This is a genomic window from Streptomyces sp. NPDC096152, assembly GCF_044763235.1.
Lineage (GTDB): Bacteria > Actinomycetota > Actinomycetes > Streptomycetales > Streptomycetaceae > Streptomyces.
This window is the reverse complement of record NZ_JBIWFW010000007.1, coordinates 179,831-198,371: the sequence shown is the minus strand read 5'-3', so window position 1 is coordinate 198,371 and position 18,541 is coordinate 179,831. Positions and strand designations below refer to the sequence as shown.

The window sequence follows — 18,541 nt, the reverse complement described above, 5'->3', positions numbered from 1 at the left end:
CCGTAGGGTTCGGGTATGACGGAGGGAACAGGGGTGGGTCCGGCCGCCGTACGTGTGCGGGGGCTCTGGAAGCGGTTCGGGCAGCAGGTCGCCGTCGCCGGGATCGATCTGGAGCTGCCCGCGGGGAAGTTCGTCGGGCTGGTCGGTCCCAACGGCGCCGGGAAGACCACCACGCTGTCCATGGTGACCGGGCTGCTGCGGCCGGACCAGGGCAGCGTCGAGGTCGTCGGCCACGACGTGTGGCGGGACCCGGTGGCGGTGAAGGCGCGGATCGGGGTGCTGCCCGAGGGGCTCCGGCTCTTCGAGCGGCTCTCGGGACGTGAACTGCTGGCCTACTCGGGGCGGTTGCGCGGTCTGTCCGGGGCCGAGACGGACCGCAGGGCGACGCAGCTCCTGGAGGTGCTGGACCTGGCCGGCGCCCAGCACAAGCTCGTCGTCGACTACTCGACCGGTATGCGCAAGAAGATCGGCCTCGCCGCCGCTCTCCTGCACAATCCCGAAGTGCTCTTCCTCGACGAGCCGTTCGAGGGCGTCGACCCGGTGTCCGCCCAGATCATCCGGGGCGTCCTGGAGCGCTACACGGCCTCCGGCGCCACCGTCGTCTTCTCCTCGCACGTCATGGAGCTGGTGGAGTCCCTGTGCGACTGGGTGGCCGTCATGGCCGCGGGCCGCATCCGCGCCCACGGCCCGCTCGCCGAGGTGCGCGGCGAGGCCCCCACCCTCCAGCGGGCGTTCCTCGAACTCGTCGGCGCGCAGGGCCGGGACGCCGGTTCCCACCTCGACTGGCTGGGCGGCGGGGCCCGATGAGCGGCGGCGCCGAGGCGGCCACGACCACCGCCGTCGTCGTACGCCTGAAACTGTCGCTGCTGCGCAACGGGCTCCGGCAGTCCGGCGGGCGGCGCGCCGCGTTTCTCGCGTCGGCCGTCGTGGCCCTGCTGTTCGCCGCGCTGCAACTGGCCGGCCTGATCGCGCTGCGCGGCCACGCGCACATCGCCTCGGTCGCAATCCTGGGCACGGCGGTGCTGGCGCTGGGCTGGGCCGTGATGCCGCTGTTCTTCCCCGGCGGCGACGAGACCCTCGACCCGAGCCGTCTGGTGATGCTGCCGCTGCGGCCGCGGCCGCTGGTCCGGGCGCTGCTGGCGGCCTCCCTGGTCGGCGTCGGGCCGCTGTTCACGGTCCTGCTGCTCGCGGGCTGCGCGATCACGGTGGCGCACGGGACGGCCGCGTACGCCGTCTCGGTCGTCGCGCTCGTCCTCGCCCTGCTGGTCTGCGTGGCCCTGGCGCGGGCCGTGGCCACCGCCAACATCCGGCTGCTGAGCAGCCGGAAGGGGCGGGACCTGGCGGTGCTCAGCGGACTGGTCGTCGCGATCGGGGCGCAGCTGGTCAACTTCGGCATGCAGCGGCTCGGCACGGCGGGGCTCGCGCAGCTCGGGCCGGCGGCCGACGTGCTGCGCTGGGTGCCGCCCGCGTCGGCGATCGGGGCGGTGGACTCGGCGAGCAGGGGCTCCTGGGGCACCGCGTTGGCTCAACTTGCCCTCACAGCTGTCGCGTTGACGGTCGTCCTGGCGCTGTGGGCGCGCAGCCTGACCCGGCTGATGACCTCCCCCGACGCCTCCACCCTCCCGGACGGCGACACGCCCGGGCGCGGGCGGACCCGCACGGACGGCCGGGGCGGCCCGGCCCGCCTGCTGCCCGCCGGCCGCACGGGTACGGTCATGGAGCGCAGCCTGCGCTATGTGTGGCGCGACCCGAAGACGAAGGCGGCCTGGGCGACATCGCTCGCCATCGGCCTGATCGTGCCGGTGTTCAACGCGCTGCAGGGCACCGGGTCCGTCTACTTCGCCTGCTTCGCGGCGGGGATGCTCGGCATCCAGATGTACAACCAGTTCGGGCAGGACACGTCCGCGTTCTGGATGGTCGCGCTGACCATCTCCTCCCCCCGCGACGCCTACGTCGAACTGCGCGGACGGGCCCTGGCCCTGCTGCTGATCACCCTGCCCTACGCCGTCCTCGTGACGGTGCTGACGACGGCGCTTCTCGGCGACTGGCCGCGGCTGCCCGAGGTGCTGGGCCTGTCGTTCGCGCTGCTCGGCGCGATGCTGGCGACCGGCGCGTGGACCTCGGCCCGCTTCCCGTACTCCATCCCGCAGGAGGGCTACAAGAACGTCGCCCCGGGGCAGGCCGGCCTCGCCTGGATCTCCATCTTCGGCGGCATGGTCGCGGCGGCCCTGCTGTGCTCCCCCGTCATCGCCCTCGCCATCTGGGCGAACGTCAGCGCCGCCGGCGAGGGATGGACCCTGCTCCTCCTCCCCGCCGGCGCGGTCCACGGAGCGTCCCTCACCCTCCTCGGCCTCCGACTCGCAGCCCCCCGCACGGCAGCCCGCCTCCCGGAGATCCTCACCGCGGTGAGCAAGGGGTGAGGATCTGCTCGCAGTGGTGCCGCTGCACGGCGGGCCCGCGCGTGCAGCAGGCCCGCCGTGCAGGCGGTCTCGGGGTCAGCGGGTGGCCCGGAGCATCACGGGACCGCGGAGGCCGGTGACGGCTGGCTCTGCCCGATGTCGCGGTACCCCCCGGGGCCGTCACCGCAGGCGGGCCGTCGCCACGTGGATCCGGAAACCGCACGGCACCCGTCCGTCCGGGCCGGCCAGGGCGGCCGCCTCGGTGAGGAAGGCGCGGCGGAGGCGGGCGACGGCTGCCCCGTCGAGCGGGCCGACGTCGTAGATGCCGGACACGGACGACCACACCCGCTCCGCGGGGCCGCTCAGGTCGATCGGCACGGTCCGCCAGTCCGCCATCGCGAACCCGGCGGGTGCCAGGACCTCGGCGAGCCCGTCGCGGTCACGGGTCCTGCGGTCTCCCAGGGGCGGAATGCGCCGGTCGGCGGGTGCCTGCCGGACGGTCTCCCCCAGCAGCGCCCCGAAGAGTTCGTACGCCTCGCCGCCGACGGCTCCCCCGCCGACCACGCAGGCCAGTACTCCGCCGGGGGACAGGACCCGGGCGATCTCGGCGGCGACCCGGTCGACGTCCCCCATGAGCATGAGCGCGAGGTGGGAGACGCAGGCGTCGAAGGCACCGTCGGTGAACGGCAGGTCCTGCGCCCGCGCCTCCACCAGGGCCGCGTGCGCCAGGGCCGGGCGGCGCCGGGCCAGGGCCAGTGACTCCGGCGAGAGGTCCACTCCCGCGAGCCGCCGTCCCTCGGCGCGGGCCAGCACCTCCAGCAGCATTCCGTCGCCGCAGCCGAGGTCCAGGACGCGACGGCGGCCGGTCACCCGGTCGCCGAGGATCTCGTAGCTGGTCCGCCCGTCCGGGGCACGTCCGCCGCCGAACGCGTCCCCGGTCACCGCCGGGTGCTCACTGTGGAAGGCCTTGAGGAACGCCTCCTGGGCGGCCGCCGTGGTCATACGGCCGAACCTACGCCGACGGGGCCGCGGGGACGGCCGGGACCGTCGGCTTTCGGCCGGGACCGGGGTGCGTCATCCGGTGAGGACCGCGTCCAGGAAGGGTTCGATGGCGGTGCGCCAGGCTTCCGGCTGGTCGTAGTGGACGAGGTGACCGGCGTCGGACACCTCCGCGTACTGGCCGCGGGGCAGGACGCGGACCATTTCCTGGGCCTCGGCGCGGCCGAGTTCGCCGTCGAGGCCGCGGACGACGAGGGCCGGGCAGCGGACCTGCGCGAGCTCCTCCCAGTGCGCGTCGTACACCCAGGTCTCGCGGGACTTGAGCATCTGCTCCGGTTCGAAGACGGGGCGCCAGCCGTCGGCGCTCTCGTGCATGACCTCGGCGTAGAAGGCGCCGCGGGCCGGGTTGGGGCGCTCCACCCAGGGGTCGTCCTCGCCGAACCACTTGCGGACGTCGGCGAGGGTGGCGAAGGGGACGGGCCAGGCCCGGAACCAGTCCTCCCACTCGCGCTGGGAGGCCGCGCCGAGCGCGGAGGCCCGCATGTCGCAGATGATCACACCGCGCACCAGGTCGGGGCGCTTGGCGGCGAGCTGCCAGGCGGTCAGGGCGCCCATCGCGTGGCCGATGATCACGGCCGGGGCGAGCCCGAGCTGTTCGACGGCGGCCTCGGCGTCCTCGACGTAGGCCTCACGGGTGTAGGCCGCCCGCGGCGGTTTCCCGCTCTGGCCGTGGCCGCGCTGGTCGAGGGCGACGGCCCGGTGCCGCTCGGAGAGCCAGCGGGCGGTGGAGGCCCAGTGGGAGGCGCGGCCCATGAGGCCGTGCAGTAACAGCACCCCGGGGGTCCGCTCGCCGCCGGCGCCCGCCGGACCGGGCGGGGCGGAAGGGGCGGGCGGGGTCGCCGGTCCGGCCTGCCGGGGCAGGGCCGGTGCCGGGTCGGCCTTGGGCGGATCGGCGAACTCCCAGGCGGCGAGGCGTACGCCGCCGGTCCCGATCACGTCGATGCGCCGCGTCATAGGTCCTGGCACCCCCCTGGTTCCACTCGGACCACTCGGTTCACCCACACGCTATCGAATACGCATTCGAAAATGAGGCCTCCGCCGGCAACACCCCTCGTTCGAGTGACCCCCCGCCAGGAATGATCGCCGCGCTCGGGGGGAGATCTTCATCGGGAGGCGGACCGCTCGGGGAAAACGGTCCGAGGGGGACGACCCTGAGAGCTCGGGGCTCCGGGTCGACACAGGGGAGGACAGGCCCCGGCGCCACACGGCGCCGGGGCCCTCCACGTCCCGACGGCACATCCCGCCCGCCCCCTTCAGGTCATATGCCTCTGCGACAGCCTTGCACGCGAAGCGCCCGAGCGCTGCGATTCGCCGCACTGAATCCCGGATTCGGCGAGATCGACTGCGGCGCCACAACTGCCCCAGCTTTCACAGGAGTTGACCGCTCTCCGGCAAGTCGCAGGGAAAGCATGACGCTGCGTCACGATCGGAGGAGGACGACGGGGCGCGGTCAGCGCTTGGCGACGAAGACGTGCGAGGCGACCTCCGCCTCCAGCTCGGCCGCCTCCCCGCCGCTGCCGACCAGCACACCGCCCGCCGACGCCGTGACGCTCACCACCGACCCGGGCTGCACACCCGCGCGACGCAGCGTGTACATCAGCTGCGCGTCCGTCTGGATCGGCTCGCCGATCCGGCGGACCACGACCGTCTTGCCGTCGGTCCCCGGGTCCAGTTCGGCCAGCGACACCATGCCCTCGTCCAGGAACGGGTTGGAGCCGTCCTTCTCGCCCAGCTCCTCCAGCCCCGGGATCGGGTTGCCGTACGGCGACTCGGTCGGGTGGCGCAGCAGCTCCAGCACCCGGCGCTCGACCGCCTCGCTCATCACGTGCTCCCAGCGACACGCCTCGGCGTGCACCTGCTCCCACTCCAGGCCGATCACGTCGACGAGGAGGCACTCCGCCAGCCGGTGCTTGCGCATCACGCGCGTGGCCAGCCGGCGGCCCTCGTCCGTCAGCTCCAGATGCCGGTCCGCGGCCACCGACACAAGGCCGTCGCGCTCCATCCGCGCGACGGTCTGGCTCACCGTCGGCCCGCTCTGGTCCAGCCGTTCGGCGATCCGGGCGCGCATGGGGACGACGCCTTCCTCCTCCAGTTCGAGGATGGTGCGGAGATACATCTCCGTGGTGTCGATCAGTCCGGACATACGTGCCCCTCGATTACCTCTGCCGGAAGGCTCGGCGGCTCTCCGGCGCGTGCGCTGGCCCTGGCACCAATTCTGACGCATAGCGCCGACAACCGGAGCGCTCCGCCGAAACGCCGTCACAGCGCGGCGCCCGCCGGCACCGGCCCCGGGCCACCCGTAACCGTCTGCCGCCCCCTCCCGCCCCGGTCTCCCGGCCGCCCGGCACCGGCTCCCCCTGCCCGCCCACCGCTACCGTCTCCCGGCCACCCGGAGCCCCCGCGGCCACCCGCCACCGTATTGACACCGCTCTGGTCCAGACCTCACCGTGATCCGCGACACACGGACCGCGGACCTGACCGCACCACCGACCGCGCGGACACCGTGACAGACACCGTGAAGGGGACCCCGGGATGAGCGACCGCACGTTGGCCGGCCAGTTCTTCGACGCCGCCGTCGGCCTGCTCCAGCGGGTCCGCGACGAGGAGGCCGGGCCGATCGCCGCCGCCGGCACCCTGCTCGCCGACACCGTTGCCGCCGGCGGACGCCTCTTCGCGTTCGGCGCCGGCCACTCCTCGCTCGCCGCCCAGGACGTCGTCTACCGGGCCGGCGGCCTGGCCCTGATGAACCTGCTCGCCGTCCCCGGCACCGTCGGCGTCGACGTCGTGCCCGCCACCCTCGGTTCCGCCCTCGAACGCGTCGACGGCCTCGCCGCCGCCGTCCTGGACAGCTCCCCCGTGCGCACCGGCGACGCCCTGGTGATCGTCTCCCTGTCCGGCCGCAACGCCCTCCCCGTCGAGATGGCCATGAAGGCCCGCGCGCTCGGCGTGAAGGTCGTCGGCGTGACCTCGGTGGCCTACGCCGCCGAGACCGGGTCCCGGCACTCCTCGGGGACGTTCCTCAAGGACCACTGCGACATCGTCCTCGACTCGAAGATCACCGTAGGGGACGCCGAACTCACCCTCGACACCGTCCCCGCGCCCTTCGCCCCCGCCTCCACCGTCGTCACCACCGCCCTCCTCCAGGCGGTCATGGCCACGGCGGCGGGCGCCCTCGCCGACCGCGGTCTCGAACCCCCGCTGCTGCGCTCCGGCAACGTCGACGGCGGCCACGAGTGGAACGGCCGCGTCTTCGACGAGTACGCCGATCGCATCTTCTACCGCCGCTGACCGGCGCCGGGCGCGCTGCCCGCACCCACCTCCGCCGACCGTCACCGACCGTGGCTGACCAGCGACAACCGGAGACGCCCGGAGGCGACCGGCACCGACCCGGCGCGACCGTGAAACGATTGCCTCAATCTTGGGGAACTCGATGTGTGCTGTGTCACGTTCCAGTTGAATGATGGGCAGTGAGCGAACCGACGCGCCGTACGTGCGGACGCAGCCTGCAGGGGGTCCAGGTGAGTGCTTCCCGGCGTAGTGGGACCACCGACGAGGTCGGGCCGGACGAGCCCGAGCGGGACGGTCCGGAGGGCTCCGACGCCTCCGACGGCTCCGACCTGCTCGCCGCCCTGCTCGACGGCATGGACGCCGCCCTGTGCGCCTTCGACGCGCACGGCGTCGTCACCCACTGGAACCGCGAGGCCGAGCGCATCCTCGGCTGGACCGCCGCCGAGGCCGTGGGCCGGCACGGATTCGCCGGATGGGCCGTGCGCAGCGCCGACGCCGAGGAGGTCGAGGGGCGGCTCATGTCCGCCATGCACGGGCCCGGCCGGCAGGTCCACGAGTTCGCGCTGCTCACCAAGGACGGCGGCCGCGTCCTCGTGCGCACCCAGTCGGCGGCCGTCCTCGGACCCGACGGCAAGCCCGCCGGTGTCTACTGCGCCTTCAGCGAGGTGCACACGCAGATCGACCTGGAGCGGTCCATCGCGCTGAGCGAGGCCCTGTTCGAGGACGCCTCCTGGGGCGTGGTCCTCGTCGACGCCGACCTGCGGCCCGCCGTGGTCAACGCGCACGCGGCCCGCGCCCTCGGCACCGGACGCACCGCCGCGCTCGGACGCCCGCTCGGCGAACTGCTCTCCCAGGGCGTGGAGGAACTCGAGAGCGCCCTCACCCACGTCCTGGCCGAGGGGGCGCCGCCCGCGCCGGCCGAGATCTGGGTGGGCGTCCGCGCCCCGGAGGGCGAACGGCGGCGCTGCTGGCGCAGCGGGTTCGTCCGGCTGGCCTCGCCGCTCGCGGAGGAACCGGTGCCGCTCGGCGTCGCCTGGCTCTTCGTCGACGTCACCGAGGCCAAGCAGGGCGAGCAGGAGGCCGCCCTGCTGCGGTTCCGCGGCAACCAGCTGCACCGGGCCGCCCGCGCCGCGGCCGAGTGCGAGGACCCGGCGGAGGCAGCCACCGTCCACCTCGACTTCGCCCTCGCCGGCTTCGCCGACCACGCGCTGGTCGACCGCGTGGCGGGCGGCGCCGTCACCGACGGCGAGACCACGGGCCCGGTACGGCTGGTACGGATCGCCGCCACCCCCTCCGGAGCCCCCGGCCCCAGCCTGCTCACCGGCCGGGCCGGACTCCCCGTCCGCTACGGCGAGGGGCACCCCGCCCTCCAGTGCGTCCAGCGGACCGGGTCCGTGCGCGCCACCGTCGGCGCCGTATCCCCCGGCCAGGCACGCGAGTGGGCCCAGGCCCGGCAGTGGCCCGCGGACACCGTGCACGCCCTGTGCGCGGTCCTGCGCAGCAGGGGCCGGACCCTCGGCGTGGTGACCTTCCTGCGCGGCTCCGGCCGCAACCCCTTCGAACGCGTCGACGCGGCCTACGCCGAGGACGTGGCCGCACGCATCGCCACCGCGCTGGACCTGGCCGCACTCCTGGAGCACGGAAAGCCCTGAACCGCGCACCGGGCCGCGCCCGATCCGTCAGACGGCGTCACGCCGCCTCGCGTACGGCTCGATCTCGATCTTCATCCGGGGATACCGGCTGGAGAGCCGGACCGGCCCCCTGGAAAACCGGTTGATCCGTCGCGGGTGCCTTCCTAGTGTGGTGAGCACTTCGGAAGGGAGGTGGTTCGGCAGATGTATGCATACCGGACGGAAGAGGTGGCTGCGGGCTAGCGGCCCGCCGTCGTACTCGGTTCGGCGCCGGACCAGCGTGTGCGAGATGCACGCCGCCGGCCCAATCCAACGCAGTCACCCGACCCGCGAGCTCGCCGGTACGTCCGGCCGGCTTCTCCGCCGTCAGGCGGGGGACCTGAGCTCGCGGGTCGTCTGCGTGTGCGGGGTCGTGGGGGGTCAGGGGCTCAGGCGTTCGACGTGCCAGGTGCCGGCGGGCTGCGCCGTGTAGCGGAGGCGGTCGTGGAGGCGGTTCTCGCGGCCCTGCCAGAACTCGACCGTCTGCGGGGCGACCCGGAAGCCGCCCCAGTGCGGCGGGACCGGGACCTGTTCGCCCTCGGGGTAGCGGGCGGCCAGTTCCGCGTAGGCGACCTCCAGGTCCGCGCGGGTGGCGATCACCGTGGACTGGGCGCTCGCCCAGGCGCCGAGCTGGGAGCCGTGCGGGCGGGTGCGGAAGTAGGCGGCGGTCTCGTCCCGGCCGGTGCGGCGGGCGATGCCCTGGACGATGACCTGGCGGGCCATCGGGTGCCACGGGAAGAGCAGCGAGACGTAGGGGTTCTCGGCCAGGTCGCGGGCCTTGCGGGAGTCGTAGTTGGTGTAGAAGACGAAGCCCTGTTCGTCGAACGCCTTGAGCAGCACCGTGCGGGAGCTGGGGCGGCCCTGGGCGTCCGCCGTGGAGACGACCATGGCGTTGGGTTCGAACATGCCGCCCTCCGTCGCGGCCTGCTGGAACCAGCGGGCGAACTGGGCGACGGGGGTGTCGGCCAGATCGGTCTCGGACAGGCCCTCGGCCCGGTAGTGCTTGCGCATGGAGGCGAGGTCGAAGGGGTCGCCCACTCCGGCTGCTCCGGCTTCTCGTCCGGCTGCGGCTTCTCGGTCGGTCACCCGGTCATCTTGCCGTATGGGCGGGCCCGGTCCGGCGGGTGTCCTTCGTCACTGCGTGGCACCGAGTGCCGGACGGCCTCCCCAACGGTGGCACGCGGGGATATCGTGCTGCTGCCGTCCAGGTTGGGTGACCGCCGACCGTACGGGGCATCACAGGAGTGACCGCTTCGGACCGCGAGTCGTCGGACGCGACCGCGGATCCGCCCCGGCACACACCGCTTTTCGACAACAACGCGCCCTTGGTCGCCGTCCCCACCGCACCATCCGTCGCACACCTCACGAGGAGCCGCCTGATGTCCGACTTCGTACCCGGACTCGAGGGAGTCGTCGCGTTCGAGACGGAGATCGCCGAACCGGACAAGGAGGGCGGCGCCCTCCGGTACCGGGGCGTCGACATCGAGGACCTCGTCGGTCACGTCTCCTTCGGCAATGTCTGGGGACTGCTCGTCGACGGGGCCTTCAATCCCGGTCTGCCGCCCGCCGAGCCGTTCCCGATCCCCGTCCACTCCGGTGACATCCGGGTGGACGTGCAGTCCGCGCTGGCGATGCTCGCGCCGGTGTGGGGTCTCAAACCGCTGCTCGACATCGACGTCGAGCAGGCCCGCGAGGACCTGGCGCGGGCCGCCGTCATGGCGCTGTCCTACGTCGCCCAGTCGGCCCGCGGGCAGGGGCTGCCGATGGTGCCGCAGAGCGAGATCGACAAGGCGCACTCCGTGGTCGAGCGGTTCATGATCCGCTGGCGGGGCGAGCCGGACCCGAAGCACGTGGCGGCCGTCGACGCCTACTGGACGTCGGCCGCCGAGCACGGCATGAACGCCTCCACCTTCACCGCCCGTGTCATCGCCTCCACCGGCGCCGACGTGGCGGCCGCGCTGTCGGGTGCGGTGGGCGCGATGTCCGGCCCGCTGCACGGCGGGGCGCCCTCCCGTGTGCTCGGCATGATCGAGGAGATCGAGCGGACCGGGGACGCGGCCGGGTACGTGAAGCGGGCGCTGGACCGCGGTGAGCGGCTGATGGGCTTCGGGCACCGGGTGTACCGGGCGGAGGACCCGCGGGCGCGGGTGCTGCGCCGCACCGCGCGGGAGCTCGGCGCGCCGCGCTACGAGATCGCCGAGGCGCTGGAGAAGGCGGCGCTGGAGGAGCTGCACAACCGCAGGCCCGACCGGGTGCTCGCGACGAACGTGGAGTTCTGGGCGGCGATCATGCTGGACTTCGCCGAGGTGCCGGCGCACATGTTCACCTCGATGTTCACCTGCGCCCGTACGGCGGGCTGGTCGGCGCACATCCTGGAGCAGAAGCGGACGGGGCGGCTGGTGCGGCCGTCGGCGCGCTATGTGGGGCCGGGGCCGCGCAGTCCGCGGGAGGTCGAGGGGTACGCGGACATCGCTCGCTGAGCGGGTGCCCGAGGGATGCCTGGAGGGTGCCTGAGGGATGTCTCAGGCACCCCCGAGGGATGTCGGCGCCGATCACGCCGGAGTGAGCAGCTCCGCGTGGTGGCGCCGGGCGACCAGGGGGTGCGCCCTCAGCTTGCCCTTGAGCTCGTTGTAGCCGTATTCGGCGAACAGGGGGTTGGCCGGGTCGTCGGTGATGCCGGGGGCGGTGGCGGCGTGCGGGAAGGGCAGCGGTTCGACGCGGGCGTCCAGGCGCGGGTTGTAGAAGAACGGCACGGAGAAGCGTTCGGTGGCGCCGGGCGGTGAGACGACGCGGTGGTTGGTGGCCACCAGATAGCCGTCGGTGGCCACCTCCAGCAGCTCGCCGAGGTTGACGACGAACGCGCCGGGGATCGGCGGCACCGGGTGGAAGCGCCCGTCCTCGCGCTGCACCTGGAGGCCGCCGACCTCGTCCTGGAGCAGCAGGGTGAGGAAGCCGTAGTCCTTGTGGGCACCGACGCCCTGGTCGGTGCCGTCGCCCGCGCTGCCGGGGTAGCGGACGAGCTTGAGGTGCGGGTGGGCGTGCGCGCCGAAGACCGGGGCGTAGAAGTCCGCGGGCGCGCCGATGGCGGTGAGCAGCTCGCGCAGCAGCCGGTCGGCGACGGCGCTGAGCCGGTCGATCCAGGTGAGGGCCGCGGTGCGCAGCTCGGGCAGTGCGGCGGGCCACTGGTTGGGGCCCTGCAGCCACCAGTAGGCGGGCTCGGCGGGGCCGGGGACGCGGGCCGGGCGTTCGGCGCCTATGTCGAGCTGGTCGCGCCAGTCACGGGCGCCGGCGGTGCGTTCGTCGCCGGTGCGGGTGTAGCCGCGGAAGTGCGGCGAGTGGACGTTGTCGAGGGCGAGACGGTCGGCTTCGGGGAGCCGGAAGAAGGCGTGCATGGCGTTCAGCAGCGCGTCGGTCTCCGCGGGCGTGACGCCGTGCCCGACGAGCTGGAAGAAGCCCACGTCGTGGGCGGCGCTGTGCAGCTGGGCGTGGAGCAGCGCTCGGGCCTGGGGGCCGCGGTCGGCGGCGGAGAGGTCGATGATCGGGAGCTGGTCGTACGACGAGGTCGTCGCCGGGGTGCTGACCGGATTCGTCATGGGTGCGTCCGCGGGTGTACGGGGACCCGGCCGCCGTCATGGGTGGGCGGGCGGCCGCGGGTGCCGGGTGGGAGGTACCGGGCCAGGTGGTGGGCGGTACCGGGTGAGGAGGCGCGGCGGGGCGAGGCGGCCGCGCGGGGGCTGGGTCAGGCGGAGCGCCGACAGCCCATGCTCGTGACGCGCACGTAGTCCACGTGGCGACGGCGTACGAGCATCGGAAGCATGGGCACAGGCTACTGCGGACGCCGGTTTTCGGGTGTGGCCCGCCTCACATCGGGTTCGGCCGCCGGGCCGGCCGCACGGGCCGGCCCGGCGGGGGGGGCCGTGCGGGCCGGCCGACGGGGGCCGTGCGTCCTCCCGAAACGGCGTTCAGCCGAGGGCGTCGTCCAGGAGGGCGGCCCACTGGGCGACGACGCGCTCGCGGCGGGCCCGGTCGTCGGTGAGGAGGGTGGCGAGGCCGAGGCCGCGGGCCATGTCGAGCAGGCCCTGGACGGTTTCGCGGACGCCGGGGCGGGACTCGTCCGCGCCGAGGAGTTCGACGGCGATGCGGTGGCTGTCGCGGCCGACGCGGGCCTCGAGTTCGGTGACGCGGGGGCGCAGCTGCTCCTCGTCGGAGGCGGCGACCCACAGGTGGAGGGCGGCGCGGAAGAGGGGGCCGGTGTAGAGGCCGACGAGCGCGCTCACCACGGCGCGCCGGTCCGCGCCGGCGCCCTGCGGGAAGAGGGCGCGCAGGGCGGTGGAGCGTTCCTCGGCGACGTACTCGACGGCCGCGGTGAAGAGGTCCTCGCGGGTGGGGAAGTGGTGCTGGGCGGCACCGCGGGAGACGCCGGCGCGCTCGGCGACGACGGAGACCGTGGAGCCCGCCCAGCCGTGTTCGGCGAGACAGGCCACGGCGGCTTCCAGGAGCCGCTGCCGGGTGGCCCGGCTGCGGTCCTGCTTGGGTGCGCGGTCGCGTTCGGCTGTGTTCACACCACCCATGAAGGGTCCCGTCGTTCGAGGAAGGCCGTCATGCCCTCGCGCGCCTGCGCGGAGGCGAACAGGCGGGCCGAGAGCGCGGTCAGGTCGGCCGCGTCCCGGTCGAAGGCTTCCAGCACCCTAGCCGTGAGCAGCCGTTTCGTCTCGGCCAGTGCCTCGGGTGAGGAGCGGCGCAGGCCGTCGAGGACGGGTTCGAGTACGGCGTCGACGTCGTCCCCGGCCGCGGTGACCAGGCCGATCCGGGCCGCCTCGGCGGCGTCGAAGCGTTCGCCGGTGAGGTAGTAGCGGGCCAGGGCGCGCGGGTCGGTGCGGGGCAGCAGCGGCAGGGAGATGACGGCGGGGGCCACGCCGATGCGGACCTCGGTGAAGGCGAAGGTGGCCCGGGTGCCGGCGGCGGCGATGTCGCAGGTGGCGAGCAGGCCGAGGCCGCCGGCCCGGACGTGTCCGGTGACCCGGGCGACGACGGGCTTGCCGAGTTCGACGATCAGGCGGAGCAGGCCGACCAGGGCGTCGGGGTGGGGCGGGTCGCGCAGGTCGGCGCCGGCGCTGAAGGTGTTGCCGGTGTGGGTGAGGACGACGGCGCGGACGTCGGTGTCCTTGGCGCAGTCGGTCAGCGCGCCGGCGAGTTCGCCGACGAGGGCGGCGGACAGGGCGTTGCGGTTGTCCGGCGAGTCGAGGGCGAGTGTCTCGACGGCACGCGCGCGGGTGCGGGCGATCAGGGTCACTGCTGCTCCTCGGGCCGGTGCTGTTCGGGCCGGTGCTCCTCGGCCCGGCGTTGCTGCTGTTCGCGCAGGTCCCGCAGTTCGCGGCGGAGGATCTTGCCGGAGGCGGCGCGGGGCACCGCGTCGAGGAAGGTGACGTTCCGGACCCGCTTGTAGGGGGCGACGCGCTCGGCGACGTGCATCATGACCTCGCCGGCGGAGAGGCCGGTGGCGGTGGGCTGCCGTACGACGTAGGCGTGCGGGACCTCGTTGCCGTCGTCGTCGTAGACGCCGATGACGGCGGCGTCGGCGATGCCGGGGTGGGTGAGAAGGAGCGCCTCCAGTTCGGCGGGGGCGACCTGGAAGCCCTTGTACTTGATGAGTTCCTTGACCCGGTCGACGACGAACAGCCAGCCGTCGCGGTCGGTGTAACCGACGTCGCCGGTGTGCAGCCAGCCGTCGGGGTCGATCATCGCGGCCGTGGCGTCGGGGCGGCCGAGGTAGCCCTTCATCACCTGGGGACCGCGGATGAGGATCTCGCCGGCCTCGCCGGTGCCGAGGTCCTTGCCGGGGTCGGTGAGTGAGACGATGCGCATCTCGGTGCCGGCGATGAGCTTGCCGACGGTGCCGGGGGGTGCCTCGTGCAGGGCGTCCTGGGGCACGACGTGGGTGCCGGGCGACAGTTCGGTCATGCCGTAGGCCTGGCCGACGGGCGGCAGGCCGAGGCGCTGGGAGCAGGCGGCGGCGAGTTGGGCGTCCAGGGGGGCGGCGGCGCTGATGATGTGCCGCAGCGACGACAGGTCGTACCGGGCGACGGCCGGGTGCTTGGCGAGGGCGAGCACGATCGGCGGGGCCACGTACAGGCCGGTGATGCGGTGGTCCTGGACGGCGGCGAGGAACGTCTCCAGTTCGAAGCGGGGCAGCACGACGACGGTGGCGCCCTTGCGCAGGGGCGCGTTCATCAGCGCGGTCAGCCCGTAGATGTGGAAGAAGGGCAGCACGGCGAGGATGCGGTCGCCGGGCCCGGCGGTGATCAGGGGTTCGAGCTGGGCGAGGTTGGTGGCGATCTGACGGTGGGTGAGCATGACGCCCTTGGGGACGCCGGTGGTGCCGGAGGAGTACGGCAGGGCCGCGACGTCCCGTGCCGGGTCGACGGCGACGGAGGGCTCCGGGGCGGCGGAGGCGAGCATGTCGATGAGGGAGCGGTGTCCGGGCGCGCTGTCGCAGACGAATATCTCCTCTATGCCGCCCGCCAGTTCGGCCGCCCGGCGGGCTGCCGCCAGCAACGGTGAGACGCTGACGATCCAGCGGGCCTTCGCGTCCCGCAGCTGCTTGGCGAACTCCTCGGGCGTGGCGAGGGGGTGCACGGTGGTGACCGAGGCGCCCGCGCGGGTGGCGGCGTAGAAGGCGACCGGGAAGGAGACGGTGTTGGGGCTGTGCAGGGCGAGGACGTCGCCCTTGCGGACCCCGGCCTCGGCGAGCGCGGCGGCGATCCGCCGGTGGAACCGGTCGACCTGGTCGTACGTGAGGGTGGTGCCGTCGGTGCCGTCGATCAGTGCGGGCGTGTCGCCGAACTCGGCGGCGTGGCCCAGAACGGCCTCGTGGATGGGGAGTTCGACGGGCGGGACATCTGCGTACTCGCTGCGGAACACGGTTCCTCCTCGCACGGCGGGCGCACTGCGTTGTGCGCCGGGGGTCGGCCCTGCCGGGTACGGCCGGTCCGGCTCGGGTACGGCCGGTCCGGCTCGGGTACGGCCGGTACGGCCGGGTCCGGCTCAGTACGACTTGGGCAGGCCCAGGGTCTGGTGGGAGACGTAGTTGAGAATCATCTCCCGGCTCACCGGAGCAATACGGGCCACACGGGCCGCGGTTATCAACGAGGCGAGGCCGAATTCGCGGGTGAGCCCGTTGCCGCCGAGGGTGTGCACGGACTGGTCGACGGCCTTCACGCAGGCCTCCGCGGCCGCGTACTTGGCCATGTTGGCGGCCTCCCCGGCGCCGACGTCGTCGCCGGCGTCGTACAGGGCGGCGGCCTTCTGCATCATCAGGCGGGCGAGTTCGAGGTCGATGTGCGCCTGGGCGAGCGGGTGGGCGATGGCCTGGTGTGCGCCGATGGGGCTCTTCCAGACGCTGCGCTCGCGGGCGTACTCGACGGCCCGGCCGAGGGCGAAGCGGCCCATGCCGATCGCGAAGGCGGCGGTCATGATCCGCTCGGGGTTGAGTCCGGCGAAGAGCTGGAGCAGCCCGGCGTCCTCGTCGCCGACGAGCGCGTCGGCGGGCAGCCGTACGTCGTCCAGGACGAGCTCGAACTGCTTCTCGGCGGCGTTGAGTTCCATGTCGATCGCCCGGCGCTGGAAGCCCTCGGCGTCGGGCGGGACGATGAACAGGCAGGGCTTGAGGCGGCCGGTGCGGGCGTCCTCGGTGCGGCCGACGATGAGGACGGCGTCGGCGATGTCGACACCGGAGATGAACACCTTGCGGCCGGTGAGCAGCCAGTCGGCGCCGTCGCGGCGGGCGGTGGTGGTGATGCGGTGGGAGTTGGAGCCGGCGTCGGGTTCGGTGATGCCGAAGGCCATGGTGCGGGAGCCGTCGGCGAGGCCCGGCAGCCAGGCGCGCTTCTGCTCCTCGGTGCCGAAGCGGGCGATGACGGTGCCGCAGATGGCCGGGGAGACGACCAGCATGAGGAGCGGGCAGCCCGCGGCGCCCAGTTCCTCCAGCACGATGGAGAGTTCGCTGACGCCGCCGCCTCCGCCGCCGTACTCCTCGGGGAGGTTGACGCCGAGGTAGCCGAGTTTGCCGGCGTCGGCCCACAGCTCGGTGGGCGGGTTGCCTTCGGCGACGGTGCGGGTGATGTATTCGCGGCCGTAGCGCCTGCCGAGGGCGGCCACCGCGGATCGGAGGGCCTTGTGTTCTTCGGATTCGATGACGGGGTTCATGTCTTCTCCCGAGTGCGAGTGGTCCGTGGTCGGTCGCGCTCACGCGGCGGAGCCGCATGTCGATACAGCCCCGCGCGCTTAGGTCTCCTGCACCACCGCCAGCAACGTGCCCGGCTCCACCTGCAGGCCGGGGGTGGCGTGCAGGGCCGTCAGGGTTCCGGTGACCGGTGCCGTGATCCGGTGTTCCATCTTCATCGCCTCCAGCCAGAGCAGGGGCTGTCCGGCCTGGACGGCGGATCCGGTGGTCAGGCCGTCGGCGACGCGGACGACGGTGCCGGGCATGGGGGCGAGCAGCGAGCCGGGCGCGCGCTGGTCGGCGGGGTCGGGGAAGCGGGGCAGGGCGGTGAGGGTGGTGGTGCCGACGTGGACCTGGTCGCCGTACCGGGCGACGTGGAAGGTCCGTTGCACGCCGTCCACTTCGAGGACCACCCGGTGGGGGCCGGCGTGCACGACGCGGACGCCGTCGGCGGTGAGGCCGTGGCGGGTGTGCCGGTAGCGGACCTCGTGCTCCTCGCCGGCCATGGCGTACCGCTTGACCTGCGGCTCGGCGGGCAGGTTGCGCCAGCCGCCGAAGCGGGAGCGGCCGTGGGCGTCGGCGAGGGCGGCCGCGAGCGGCGCGTAGGGGTCGGGGGCGGCCGTGGTGAGGGCGGTGAGGTGGCGGTCGTAGAAGCCGGTGTCCATGCGGCCGCCCGCGAACTCCTCGTGCCGCAGGGAGCGGACGAGCAGGTCCCGGTTGGTGACCGGGCCGTGGATCGCGGCCCGCTCCAGCGCGCCGGCGAGCTTGCGGACCGCCTCCGCGCGGGTGGGGGCGTGCGCGACGGCCTTGGCGAGCATCGGGTCGTAGTGGACGCCGATCGTGTCGCCGTCGCCGTAGCCGGTGTCCAGGCGGATGCCGTCGGGCACGGCGAGGCGGTGCAGGGTGCCGGTCTGCGGGGCCCAGTCGCGGGCGGGGTCCTCGGCGTAGAGGCGGGCCTCGACGGCGTGGCCGCGCGGGCGGGGCGGCTCGGCGTCGAGCGCGCGGCCCTCCGCGACGCGGATCTGCAGAGCGACCAGGTCGATGCCGAACACGGCCTCGGTGACGGGGTGCTCGACCTGGAGGCGGGTGTTCATCTCCAGGAAGTGCGCGGTGTCGCCGGAGACCAGGAACTCGACGGTGCCGGCGCCGACGTAGTCGACGGCACGGGCGGCCCGTACGGCGCTCTCGTGCAGTTCCTGTTCCATGTGCGGGGAGAGGCCGGGCGCGGGGGCCTCCTCGATCACCTTCTGGTGGCGCCGCTGGAGGGAGCAGTCGCGGGTGCCGAGCGCCCACACCGTGCCGTGGGTGTCGGCGAGGACCTGCACCTCGACGTGCCTGCCGCCCTCCACGTAGGGCTCGACGAAGACCTCGCCGTCGCCGAACGCGCTCGCCGCCTCGGCGCGGGCGGCCGCCCGTTCGGTGTCCAGGTCCGCCAGGCGCCGCACGATCCGCATCCCGCGCCCGCCGCCGCCCGCGGCCGCCTTCACCAGCACGGGCAGGTCGGCCTCGGTGACGTGCTCCAGCGGGCGCAGGCCCATCAGTTCCTTGGCCCGGGTCTTGGACGCCATCGCCTCGACGGCCTCGGGCGGCGGCCCGATCCAGACCAGGCCGGCGTCCTGGACGGCGCGGGCGAAGTCGGCGTTCTCGGAGAGGAAGCCGTAGCCCGGGTGGACGGCGTCCGCGCCCGCGGCGATCGCCGCCTTCACGATCAAATCGCCGCGCAGGTACGTCTCGGCGGGCGCCGCGCCCGGCAGCCGTACGGCGGCGTCGGCCAGGCGCGTGTGGAGGGCGCCGTCGTCGGCGTCGGAGTGCACGGCGACCGTGCGGATGCCGAGTTCACGGCAGGTGCGGAAGACCCGGCAGGCGATCTCGCCCCGGTTGGCGACGAGCAGAGTCGAAATCAC

The 18,541-nt window shown here is 73.8% G+C and carries 15 protein-coding genes; 5 read left to right on the top strand and 10 right to left on the bottom strand.

The genetic code is table 11. From position 1 onward, the window contains the following. The first annotated feature begins 15 nt into the window (after window positions 1–15). Both ACIQ9G_RS24220 and ACIQ9G_RS24215 read left to right on the top strand, forming a co-directional pair. On the top strand, window positions 16–807 hold the full coding sequence (locus tag ACIQ9G_RS24220) for an ABC transporter ATP-binding protein (RefSeq protein WP_403613064.1): 792 nt from the start codon (window positions 16–18) through the stop codon (window positions 805–807). Then, window positions 804–2,420 carry a transporter gene (locus ACIQ9G_RS24215; RefSeq protein ID WP_403613062.1) on the top strand — a complete coding sequence of 539 codons (1,617 nt, stop codon included), beginning with the start codon at window positions 804–806 and terminating at the stop codon, window positions 2,418–2,420. Before ACIQ9G_RS24220 ends, ACIQ9G_RS24215 begins: the two co-directional genes overlap by 4 nt. A 159-nt stretch (window positions 2,421–2,579) precedes the next feature. Here ACIQ9G_RS24215 and ACIQ9G_RS24210 read toward each other — a convergent pair whose 3' ends face one another. From ACIQ9G_RS24210 to ACIQ9G_RS24200, 3 genes are all read right to left on the bottom strand, one after another. Continuing rightward, window positions 2,580–3,401, bottom strand: coding sequence for a class I SAM-dependent methyltransferase (locus ACIQ9G_RS24210; protein ID WP_403613060.1), 822 nt, complete (start codon window positions 3,399–3,401; stop codon window positions 2,580–2,582). Window positions 3,402–3,473: 72 nt separating this feature from the next. Next, complete coding sequence (locus ACIQ9G_RS24205) at window positions 3,474–4,412, bottom strand: alpha/beta fold hydrolase (RefSeq protein ID WP_403613057.1); 939 nt, start codon at window positions 4,410–4,412, stop codon at window positions 3,474–3,476. A 496-nt stretch (window positions 4,413–4,908) separates the two neighbouring features. After that, complete coding sequence (locus ACIQ9G_RS24200; protein WP_356188974.1) at window positions 4,909–5,601, bottom strand: metal-dependent transcriptional regulator; 693 nt, start codon at window positions 5,599–5,601, stop codon at window positions 4,909–4,911. A 389-nt stretch (window positions 5,602–5,990) separates the two neighbouring features. Here ACIQ9G_RS24200 and ACIQ9G_RS24195 point away from each other — a divergent pair, with 389 nt between their 5' ends. Both ACIQ9G_RS24195 and ACIQ9G_RS24190 read left to right on the top strand, forming a co-directional pair. Then, a complete protein-coding gene (locus ACIQ9G_RS24195; protein ID WP_403613055.1) occupies window positions 5,991–6,746 on the top strand; it encodes an SIS domain-containing protein in 756 nt (251 codons plus the stop codon). Window positions 6,747–6,976: 230 nt separating this feature from the next. After that, window positions 6,977–8,398 (top strand): PAS domain-containing protein, encoded by a 1,422-nt coding sequence (locus ACIQ9G_RS24190; protein WP_403613052.1) that lies wholly within the window; start codon window positions 6,977–6,979, stop codon window positions 8,396–8,398. A gap of 399 nt (window positions 8,399–8,797) precedes the next feature. On the opposite strand, the gene pdxH is transcribed toward ACIQ9G_RS24190, so the two are convergent. After that, window positions 8,798–9,427, bottom strand: coding sequence for a pyridoxamine 5'-phosphate oxidase (gene pdxH / locus ACIQ9G_RS24185; protein ID WP_403613778.1), 630 nt, complete (start codon window positions 9,425–9,427; stop codon window positions 8,798–8,800). A 368-nt stretch (window positions 9,428–9,795) separates the two neighbouring features. Between pdxH and ACIQ9G_RS24180 the strand changes: the two genes are divergently transcribed. After that, window positions 9,796–10,896, top strand: a complete 1,101-nt coding sequence (locus tag ACIQ9G_RS24180; RefSeq protein ID WP_403613050.1) for a citrate synthase 2 — start codon at window positions 9,796–9,798, stop codon at window positions 10,894–10,896. Window positions 10,897–10,968: 72 nt separating this feature from the next. On the opposite strand, the gene ACIQ9G_RS24175 is transcribed toward ACIQ9G_RS24180, so the two are convergent. The 6 genes from ACIQ9G_RS24175 to ACIQ9G_RS24150 form a co-directional block, all read right to left on the bottom strand. Further along, complete coding sequence (locus tag ACIQ9G_RS24175) at window positions 10,969–12,009, bottom strand: isopenicillin N synthase family dioxygenase (protein WP_403613048.1); 1,041 nt, start codon at window positions 12,007–12,009, stop codon at window positions 10,969–10,971. 369 nt (window positions 12,010–12,378) lie between these two features. Then, on the bottom strand, window positions 12,379–12,987 hold the full coding sequence (locus tag ACIQ9G_RS24170; protein WP_392194128.1) for a TetR/AcrR family transcriptional regulator: 609 nt from the start codon (window positions 12,985–12,987) through the stop codon (window positions 12,379–12,381). Further along, on the bottom strand, window positions 12,975–13,709 hold the full coding sequence (locus ACIQ9G_RS24165; RefSeq protein ID WP_403613045.1) for an enoyl-CoA hydratase family protein: 735 nt from the start codon (window positions 13,707–13,709) through the stop codon (window positions 12,975–12,977). The genes ACIQ9G_RS24170 and ACIQ9G_RS24165 overlap by 13 nt, the downstream gene beginning before the upstream one ends. Then, window positions 13,706–15,337, bottom strand: a complete 1,632-nt coding sequence (locus ACIQ9G_RS24160; RefSeq protein ID WP_403613042.1) for a 4-coumarate--CoA ligase family protein — start codon at window positions 15,335–15,337, stop codon at window positions 13,706–13,708. The genes ACIQ9G_RS24165 and ACIQ9G_RS24160 overlap by 4 nt, the downstream gene beginning before the upstream one ends. A gap of 123 nt (window positions 15,338–15,460) precedes the next feature. Then, a complete protein-coding gene (locus ACIQ9G_RS24155) occupies window positions 15,461–16,621 on the bottom strand; it encodes an acyl-CoA dehydrogenase family protein (protein ID WP_403613040.1) in 1,161 nt (386 codons plus the stop codon). Window positions 16,622–16,699: 78 nt separating this feature from the next. Beyond that, entirely contained in the window at window positions 16,700–18,541 is a 1,842-nt protein-coding gene (locus tag ACIQ9G_RS24150; protein ID WP_403613038.1) for a biotin carboxylase N-terminal domain-containing protein, read from the bottom strand.